Raw genomic sequence first — 8,699 nt, 5'->3', positions numbered from 1 at the left:
TGCACATCTCGGGCAAGCCCGAGATGTGTGGGGAGAGGGAGCCGCCCGGCGCTTCGCCCGATCCACGCAGCACCGGTTTCAAGATGTGTGAATCCGCAAGCGGAGGAGGGAGGGAAGGAGGCGCGGATGACGCGACGCCCCCGAACCCATCAACCGGAGATCATATGAGACGATCCAGGATGGGGCTTTCGACGTGAGCCAGCTCGTGGCGCTCACGGGGGCAACCGGCTTCATCGGCCGACACGTCCTGCGCAGCCTGTCGCAGCGCGGGTATCGCGTGCGCGTCTTGCTGCGGCGGCCGGTGGACGTGCCGGAGGGGGCGTCGAGCGCCGTCGTCGGCGACCTGATTCGGCCGATGAACATGGCGGCGGCGCTCGCCGGCGTCGACGCGGTCGTGCATTCGGCCGGGCTCGCCCACGCGATGTCGGGGGCACCGGAGGACGATTACCGCACGCTGAACACCGAGGCGACGCGCCGCCTCGCCGAGGCGGCCGCGAAGGCGCGGGTCCGGCGCTTCGTGTTCCTGTCCTCGATCCGGGCACAGGTCGGCGCGAGCGCGCCCGGCATCGTCACGGAGAGCGACACCCCGATGCCGACCGATGCCTACGGCCGCTCGAAACTCGACGCCGAGCGGGCGCTGGCCGATATCGGGCTCGATTGGGTGGCACTTCGGCCGGTCCTCGTCTACGGCGCGGGCGTCAAGGGCAACATGGCCGCGCTGCTGCGGCTCGCGCGCACGCCCTACCCGCTGCCGCTCGGCAGGCTCAGCGGCCGGCGCTCCCTGGTCTCGACCGAGAGCCTGTCGGCCGCCATCGCCGCGGTGCTGGGGGCGGACGGACCGCTCAACCGGGCGCTGATCGTCGCCGATCCCGACGCGCAGACGCTGCCCGAGATGTTGCGCGCCCTGCGCGCGGGGCTCGGCCGCCGCCCCAACTTGGTCCCGGTGCCGTCCGGCCTGATCGGACTGGCCTGCCGGCTGACCGGGCGCGAAGCAATCTACGCACGGCTCGCCGAGAACCTGATCGCGCGCAGCGACGGGCTGGCGGCCCTCGGCTGGCAGCCGGCGACCGCGACGCCGGAAGGTCTCGGGCGACTGGCGCGGAGCGCGGGTTGAGCCCTCACCGTCCGTGACATCGATGCAGGTGCCGGCTGAACACCCCGCGACGGCGTATCCACGGCAAAGCTCTCGGGCCCGATCAAACGAAAATCCCGGCCGTGTCCGACCGGGATTTACCTCGCGTTGCTGAATGGCGCCGCTCAGCGGCGAACGTCGATCACGTCGCCCGAGCGGCTGTCGACCACGACGGTGATGTCGTCGCCGCGCCGGTCCGAACCGCGCACGATGATGCGCGGCCCGCGGCGGTCGACGTTGTCCACGTCGGCGAGACCCTCGCGCCGGGCGATGCGGACCGCCTCGCCGCGGCTCAGGTCGGCGTCGCGTCCCCCGCGATAGCCCGGATCGACGCGCACGCCGCCGGGTCCGATCTGGATGCCCTGCGCCGAGGCCGGCATCGCGAGGCCGAGGCTTCCCGTCAGCATGAGCCCTGCCAGTATCGTCTTCGTCCGCATTCGCTCGTCCTCTCATCGGCGCGCCGCCGGGGTTCATGGCGGCGCCACATCGGTCAGCCCTCAATGGGGCTGGGTGCCGGATGGTTCCCGGGGACGGCGGGCGGGGTCAACGGAGGCCCACGGGCGCGGTTCCGGAGTACGGCGCCTCGGCGCGCGGCTCCCGACGCACGGCCACGGTCTCGCCGGGCGCGGCCTCGACGGGGCTCGTCGCGGCCGTCGGCGGCGCGCCGAAGCGCTCGCGAAAGTGCGGGATCGCCGCCTCGAACACGGCCTCGGCCGCCGCGCGGTCGTCCTCCGCCACGGCCCTGCGCAGGCTCGCGGTCCAGGCGTCGAGGCGGGCGCGGTCGGCGAAGACGGGGCTCGCCGCCATCACGCCGTCGATCCCGTCGAGGCTGACCCGCGGCTCCTCGCGGGCGAACAGGATCTCGTTGAGGCGCTCGCCCGGACGGGAGCCGGAGAACACCACCTCGATCTCCGCGCCCGGCTCGAAGCCGGCGAGCCGGATCATCCGCTCGGCCAGCTCCCGAATCCTGACCGGCTGCCCCATCTTGAGGACGTAGACGGCCGCCCGCTGATCCGCACCGCCCGGCGACGGCGCCCGCGCCTCGCGGTCGGCGTGGGAGGCTGCGGTGAGGACGAGGTCAGCCGCCTCCCGCACGGTCATGAAGTAGCGCACCATGTCGGGGTGGGTGACCGTGACGGGGCCGCCGCGGGCGATCTGCGCCTTGAACACCGGCACCACCGAGCCGGCCGAGCCCAGCACGTTGCCGAAGCGCACGGCGATCAGCCGGGTCGGATGGCCGGGGAGCGCGGCCTGCTCGGCATCGCGCGCCTGGGCGACCATCTCGGCGAAGCGCTTGGTGACGCCGAGCTGCGACACCGGCTCGATCGCCTTGTCGGTGGAAATCATCACCAGCGCGCGGGCGCCGGCCGCGACCGCCGCGTCGGCGACGTTGATCGAGCCGAAGACGTTGGTCTTGATGCCCTCGCCCCAATCGCGCTCCAGGTAGGGCACCTGCTTCAGGGCGGCGGCGTGGAACACGTAGTCCGGACGGAACTCCGCGAAGACCGCGTGGAGGCGGTCGCGGTCGCGGATGTCGGCGAGCGTGCCGCTTACCTCAGCCTCGGCGTTCAGCAATGCCGGCTGGCTGAGGATGCCGTGGAGCGCCGGCTCGGAGCTCTCGACCACGAGCACGGCGGAAGCACCGAAGGCCAGCGCGCGGGCGCAGATCTCGGACCCGATCGAGCCGCCGCCGCCGGTGACGATCACGCGCTTGCCCGCGAGGAAGCGCTCCAGCCGCGGACGGTCGATGGCGACGGTCGGCCTGAGCAGCAGATCCTCGATCTCCAGCGGCGCGAGTTCAGCATCGCGCATCCCCTCGCCGAGGCTGACCACGCGGACGAGCGGCAGGCCCAGCCGCCGGGCGCGCGCGATGAGGTCGTCGGGCTCCGCCTCGGGCGCGAGCGCGCTCGGGGTCGCCACGAGGCGACGCACCGGCTGCCCGCGCTCGGCGAGGTTGGCCACCACGCGCTCCAAGTCCGCGAAGCCGCCGAGCACGGCCACGTCGCGCATCGTCTGGCCGGCCTCGTCGGCGCGGGGCGAGAGGATGCCCTTGACGCTGAGCTTGCGCACCGAGCCCGACTCGATCGCGCGCAGCAGCGTCTCGATGTCGGCGCCGCGCCCGAGCAGCAGGGTCGGCACCGTGGCGGCGCGCGCGCTCGACTGCTTCGAGCGGGCGTACTTCAGGTAGCGGAAGGCGAGGCGCGTGCCGCCGAGAAGGAAGACCTGGAGCACCCAGTAGAGCGCGATGGCGATCTTGCCGAAGAAGTAGAAGCCGTAGAGGTCGGCCGAGACCAGGACGTAGTCGAGCACGAGGAGGGCGAGCGCCAGCACGCTCGCGGCCCGCACGATCCCGGCGAGATCCGGCAGGGAGGCGAAGCGCCACTTGGTGCGGTAGAGCCCGAACCGGCCGTAGACCAGCCCGGCCACGACGAGGAACGGCGGCAGGAGGATGGGAAGCGCGTGCATCCGGTCGGCGAGCCAGTCGCCGTTGAAGCGGAACACGAAGGTGAGGACCACGGCCAAAGCGGTCGCCACGAGATCGTGGACCACCATCACCGCGGTCTTATAGGTGCGCTGCTGCATGGATTCCCGGTCGCGGCGGTATCGGCTCCGCCCCGGGCGCTGTCAACGCGACCGGCGACGCCCGCGGATCAGGCCGGCGCGCGCTGCGGCCTGCCGGCGAGCGCGACGTAGAAGCCAAGCCCGTCCTGCGCCGGCAGCGTCTGGAGCCGCTCGACCAGCCCGCGGCGCTTGGCGTCGAGCAGCAGGCGGCCGGCCGGCTGGAACAGGGTCTCGCCGCCGCCCTCCGACGGCGGGTCGAGGCGGATCGCCACGGTCTTGCCCTTGGCGAACCGGCTGCGCTCCAGCATCTCCTTCAGGGAGGCCTCGGCAGTCGCGCGGTTGCTGCCGCGCAGGTCCAGCACCGATTCCGCATCGGTCAGCCCAAGCGCCCCGCGCAGCTTGTCGGCGTAGAAATCTTCGAAATGAGGCAAGGGCTGCAACCTGAAGCTGGGAGCGGATCAGAACGCGGTCCTGGCGTAGACGTCCGAGACGGCGAGCGTCCCGCCGAGCTCGGGCAGATCGATCGTCGCGTCGAGCCCCAGGACCTGCTTGCTCCAGGCGGCGTCGCGGCGCCAGACCTCGACGCGGGCCTCGTCCTGGTAGACGATCAGGAAGGTCTGCAGCGACGCGACGGTGCGGAAGAAGTCGGTCTTGCGGCCGCGATCGTTGCTCATCGTCGAGGGCGAGAGCACCTCGGCCACGAGCAGGGGATCGCGGGTGTAGCCGTCCCGCGGCAGCGGGCCGCGTTGGACGACGATGTCGGGGATCGGCGCGAAATCGTCCATCGCCGCGCTGAGCACGGCGAGGCCCGGCAGCGCGCTGCATCCCCGTGCCTCGGCGAGATCATCCAGGCGCTTGCCCAAATTCATGACGATGCGCTGGTGGCGCGCCGCCGGCGGCGACATCGGCACAGGCAGGCCGTCGAGGAGCTCCCAGCGCTCCTCCTCGGGCTTCGACTCGACCCAGGCCTGATACGCGGCGACGCTCATGCGAACGTCGCGCTTCACCGCCAACGCCATCGCGGCCTCCTTGCGTGAGGAGCGCGATGGTATCATCCCGGCAAGCGCCGGCAACCGTCGCGCGCTCAGCCGTGCACGAGCACGTTGCGGAACTGCCAGGGATCGCTCGCGTCGATGTCCTCCGGGAACAGGCCGGGACGGCCGGTAAGCGGCGTCCAGTCGGTGTAGACACCGACCACCGGGCCGAGATACGGCGTCTGGACTTCGAGGCAGCGGCGGAAGTCCATCTCGTCGGCCTCGACGATGCCGGCCTCCGGGTTCTCCAGCGCCCAGACCATGCCGGCGAGCACGGCGGAGGTGACCTGGAGGCCGGTGGCGTTCTGGTAGGGCGCAAGCGCCCGCGTCTCCTCGATGGAGAGCTGCGAGCCGTACCAGTAGGCGTTCCGCGCATGGCCGTAGAGCAGCACGCCGAGTTCGTCGATGCCGTCCACGATCTCGCCTTCGCCGAGGATGGATTGTTTCTCCTGGACCTTGCCGGCGTGGCCGAACATCTCGTGGAGGGAGAGCACGGCGTCGTCGGCCGGGTGGTAGGCGTAGTGGCAGGTCGGGCGGTAGACGGTCCGCTCGCCCTCGCGCACGGTGTAGTAGTCGGCGATCGAGATCGCCTCGTTGTGGGTCACGAGGAAGCCGAGCTGCGCCTGCGCGGTCGGCGTCCACGAGCGCACCCGGGTGTCGGCGCCGGCCTGGAGCAGGTAGATGGCGCAAGCCGAACCGCGCTCCTGCTCGCGGGCGTTGTCCGGCTTCCACGTCTCGTGCGTGCCCCAGCCGAGCTCCGCCGGCTGGTTGCCCTCCGAGACGAAGCCCTCGACCGACCACGTGTTGACGAACACGCCCCGCGGCTTCGGGTGCTTGGCGCGCTGCGTGTCGCGCTCGGCGATGTGGATGCCCTTGACGCCGACCTCGCGCATCAGCGCGGCCCATTCCTCGCGGGTGCGCGGCTCGGGCGTGGCCGATCCGGTCTCCTTAGCGAGGTCGAGGAGCGCCCGCTTCACGAACCACGAGACCATGCCGGGATTGGCCCCGCAGCAGGACACGGCCGTGGTGCCGCCGGGCCTCGCCGCGCGGGCATCGAGGATCTCCTGGCGCAGCGCGTAGTTGGTGCGGTCGCCCTGGCTCCTCGTCTTGTCGAAGTAGAAGCCCGGCCACGGCTCGGCGACGGTGTCGATGTAGAGGGCGCCGAGTTCGCGGCACAGCTCCAGGATCGCGCGCGAGGCGGTGTCGACCGAGAGGTTGACGCAGAACCCCTGGCCGCCGCCCGCGGTGAGCAGCGGCGTCAGCACGTCGCGGAAATTCTCGCGGGTGAGCGCGATCGTCTCGAAGCGCAGCCCGTGCTGCTCGGCCAGTGGACGATGCGAATCGTCCGGGTCGATCACGGTGAAGCGCGCAGGGTCGTAGTCGAAGTGGCGCTCGATGAGGGGAAGCGTGCCGCGGCCGATCGAGCCGAAGCCGATCATCACGATGGGTCCGCTGATGCGGCCGTGGATCGGCCAGCGGGTCGGCGTATCGGTCATGGCTCGGACGGTCCTCGAATGGCCTCGTGCGGCTCGGGGTTAGGCGGCGGATGTGACGCGCGGGCGACGGGCCCCGGCGCATCACGCGCCGTACCTTCGGCGCGATCGAAGCCGGTGCGGTGCCCGGTCCGGCGCGGCTGCGGTCTAGTGCCGCCTCGTGCCTCCACGGTCAACCGCGCGACGCGCTGCGGGCGGCCGCAGTCCCCTCCCACGTGCCTCCGCGGGCCTGTGCATCGCCCCGAAGAGACGTCGCGACCGCAAATGGGAGAACACATCACGTCCTGAACCGAGCCGCGATCGGGGGGGCCGACCCGAGATTGTGCGGATGCTCGGATTGCACCGCCCGGAGGAGCGGGCTAGGCGGCTCCCGTCGCCACGCCGGCCGAGGGGAGCCAATTCCGCATGTTGCTGTTCCGCGCGCTTCGCCAACCCGCGATCCCGCTCGCGCTGATGCTCGGGGTCTCACCGTGCGCCGCGCAGGAGGAGGCGCCGGCCGAGGCGCCGGCGGCGAAGGCCAAGCCCAAGCCGCGCGCACCGAAGCCCGCGCCCAAGGTCAGCCCTGCTGCGGCACCGGCGGCGGCCCCTGCGGCAGCGACGCAGGCCGCGATCTGGCCGACCGGAGCCGTCTCGATCAGCGAGAGCTACGCGGACTGGACCCTGAACTGCGCCCGCGCGGACGCGACGACCTCCTGCACGCTGACGCAGTCGCAGGGGGACAACAAGACCGGCCGGCGGCAGTTCGCGATCGAGCTGAGGACACCCAAGGACGGGCGCGCGGAGGGTCTGATCCTGATGCCCTTCGGGCTGGCGATCGATCCGGGCGTCACGTTCAAGCTCGACGATGCCGTCCTGGGCAAGGGCGCGCCTTTCGTCTCGTGCACCAGCGAGGGCTGCCTCGTGCCGATCAGCTTCCCGACGCCCGCCACCGACGCGATGCGCACCGCCAAGACCCTGGTCGTCGTCGGCCAGAAGCCGGGGACGAACGAGCCTCAGCCGATCAACGTCTCCCTGATCAGCTTCGCATCGGTGTGGGACCGCGCGCTCGCCTTCGGCGGCTGATCGGCGAGCGAGCGGGAGGGAAAGGCAGCCGTCATGCGGACGATCATCGCGGCGGTCATGCTGGCCTGCATCGGGACGCAGCTCGCGGCCCAGGGAAGCGCGTCGCCCGATGCCGCTCCGTCGACCGCCCCCATCGATCCGAAGCCCGACCGGACCCGCAACCTCGCGGCCAAGCTCGCCGGCCTCGTCGGCTTCGCCAACACGTCCTGCCCCGACGTCCGGGGCGATCCCGACCTGCTGAGGACCGCCGTCCGGCGCCTGGGGCTCGACCCCGACGACCTCGACCGGGGCGAGCTTGCCTTGATCGTGCGATCCTACATGGAGACCTACGGCAAGAACGTGCCCGAGAACTGCAAGCGGGCGATCGAGACGTTCGGCCCTTCGAGCGTGCTGGTGCCCAATCTCATCGTGAAGCGGTGAGTTTCCAGGTCCGACGACGGCGCGCCGTCCGGTCCGATCACCGTCGGTTCTTGGACGCGGGGACCCGACCGGCCCGATTAAGCGCGCGTTAGCCGCGATCGGGCAGTGTCCGGGCATCAGCGGCGTCGGAGCGTTGCGCCCCTCGTCGGGGCGCCCGCCGCCCTCGGGTGCAGCGTGGCGATGGATGCGAGGCGGGAGGCGGGACGGGAAGTCCGGTGCGTGCCCCGCAGCGTAGGCTTGGCGCTCGGCCTCCTCGTCGGCCTCGGGATGCCCGCGGAGGCCGCCCGCCTGCTCGCTGCGAGCGGCGCGGAGCCCCAGGGCTACGGCCGCATCGCGCTCACCTTCGACGGCCCGGTCTCCGTGAAGGCCCGCCTCTCGGGTGGGGTGCTGATCCTGGCCTACGGCGAGAAGACCGAGGCCGGCCCGGAGCGCCTCGCTGCCGAGATGCCGGCCTACGTCGCCACGGTCCGGCGCGACCCGGACGGCAGCGGCCTGCGGCTGGGGCTGCAGAGGCCCGTGCGGGTCAACGTGCAGGAGGCGGGCGAGCGCGTCTTCGTCGATCTGCTGCCGGAGACCTGGGCCGGATCGCCGCCCGCCCTGCCGCAGGAGGCGGTGGCCGAGTTGGCCCGCCGCGCCCGTCTCGCCGAGGCTGCCCTCAGGGCCCGCAACCCGGTTCCCATCCGTCGGCCGCTGCCCGTCGAGATCGCGAAGCTGCCGACGCTGACCCGCCTGTCGGTTCGCCTGCCGATGGGCGCGCAGGCGGCGATCACGGCCGAGGAGGGCGCCACGCGACTGCGCGTTCCCGGTGCCTTCGCCTTCGACACGGCGGAGCTTCGGGGGCGCCTCGGCCAGGACACGGCGCGGGTCGCCGCGACGATGGACGAGACGTCCGCCCTCCTGTCCGTCACGGTCGCGGACGGCTTCTCCGTGGTCGCAGATCGCGACGACGAGACGGTCATCTTCGACATCACGGCCAAGTTCGACACCACGGTCAAG

8 protein-coding genes and 1 pseudogene are annotated in these 8,699 nt (G+C 72.0%); 4 read left to right on the top strand and 5 right to left on the bottom strand.

What is annotated here, in order from left to right; all coding sequences use genetic code 11:
- Positions 1 to 193: 193 nt before the first annotated feature.
- The gene (locus ACFE8Y_RS10435) at positions 194 to 1,114 is read left to right on the top strand and encodes an NAD-dependent epimerase/dehydratase family protein (protein WP_375464317.1); all 921 of its coding nucleotides are present in this window, start codon (positions 194 to 196) and stop codon (positions 1,112 to 1,114) included.
- A 143-nt stretch (positions 1,115 to 1,257) separates the two neighbouring features.
- Here ACFE8Y_RS10435 and ACFE8Y_RS10430 read toward each other — a convergent pair whose 3' ends face one another.
- The 5 genes from ACFE8Y_RS10430 to ACFE8Y_RS10410 form a co-directional block, all read right to left on the bottom strand.
- A complete protein-coding gene (locus tag ACFE8Y_RS10430) occupies positions 1,258 to 1,539 on the bottom strand; it encodes a PepSY domain-containing protein (RefSeq protein WP_375464316.1) in 282 nt (93 codons plus the stop codon).
- A 136-nt stretch (positions 1,540 to 1,675) separates the two neighbouring features.
- Positions 1,676 to 3,715, bottom strand: coding sequence for an SDR family NAD(P)-dependent oxidoreductase (locus ACFE8Y_RS10425; RefSeq protein WP_375464315.1), 2,040 nt, complete (start codon positions 3,713 to 3,715; stop codon positions 1,676 to 1,678).
- Between the two features lie 68 nt (positions 3,716 to 3,783).
- On the bottom strand, positions 3,784 to 4,125 hold the full coding sequence (locus ACFE8Y_RS10420; protein ID WP_375464314.1) for a hypothetical protein: 342 nt from the start codon (positions 4,123 to 4,125) through the stop codon (positions 3,784 to 3,786).
- A gap of 27 nt (positions 4,126 to 4,152) precedes the next feature.
- Positions 4,153 to 4,713 carry a Uma2 family endonuclease gene (locus ACFE8Y_RS10415; protein WP_375464313.1) on the bottom strand — a complete coding sequence of 187 codons (561 nt, stop codon included), beginning with the start codon at positions 4,711 to 4,713 and terminating at the stop codon, positions 4,153 to 4,155.
- A 65-nt stretch (positions 4,714 to 4,778) separates the two neighbouring features.
- Positions 4,779 to 6,224: a homospermidine synthase gene (locus tag ACFE8Y_RS10410; protein ID WP_375464312.1), complete on the bottom strand. Its 1,446-nt coding sequence runs from the start codon at positions 6,222 to 6,224 to the stop codon at positions 4,779 to 4,781.
- 402 nt (positions 6,225 to 6,626) lie between these two features.
- Here ACFE8Y_RS10410 and ACFE8Y_RS10405 point away from each other — a divergent pair, with 402 nt between their 5' ends.
- The 3 genes and pseudogenes from ACFE8Y_RS10405 to ACFE8Y_RS10395 all read left to right on the top strand — a co-directional run.
- Positions 6,627 to 7,283 carry an invasion associated locus B family protein gene (locus ACFE8Y_RS10405; protein ID WP_375464311.1) on the top strand — a complete coding sequence of 219 codons (657 nt, stop codon included), beginning with the start codon at positions 6,627 to 6,629 and terminating at the stop codon, positions 7,281 to 7,283.
- A 33-nt stretch (positions 7,284 to 7,316) separates the two neighbouring features.
- Positions 7,317 to 7,703 carry a hypothetical protein gene (locus ACFE8Y_RS10400; protein WP_375464310.1) on the top strand — a complete coding sequence of 129 codons (387 nt, stop codon included), beginning with the start codon at positions 7,317 to 7,319 and terminating at the stop codon, positions 7,701 to 7,703.
- Positions 7,704 to 7,922: 219 nt separating this feature from the next.
- Positions 7,923 to 8,699: pseudogene (locus ACFE8Y_RS10395) on the top strand (hypothetical protein); the annotation flags it as partial.

This window comes from uncultured Methylobacterium sp., assembly GCF_964242245.1.
GTDB lineage: Bacteria > Pseudomonadota > Alphaproteobacteria > Rhizobiales > Beijerinckiaceae > Methylobacterium.
The sequence above is the reverse complement of the archived record's forward strand: the minus strand, read 5'-3'. Positions and strand labels throughout refer to the sequence as shown.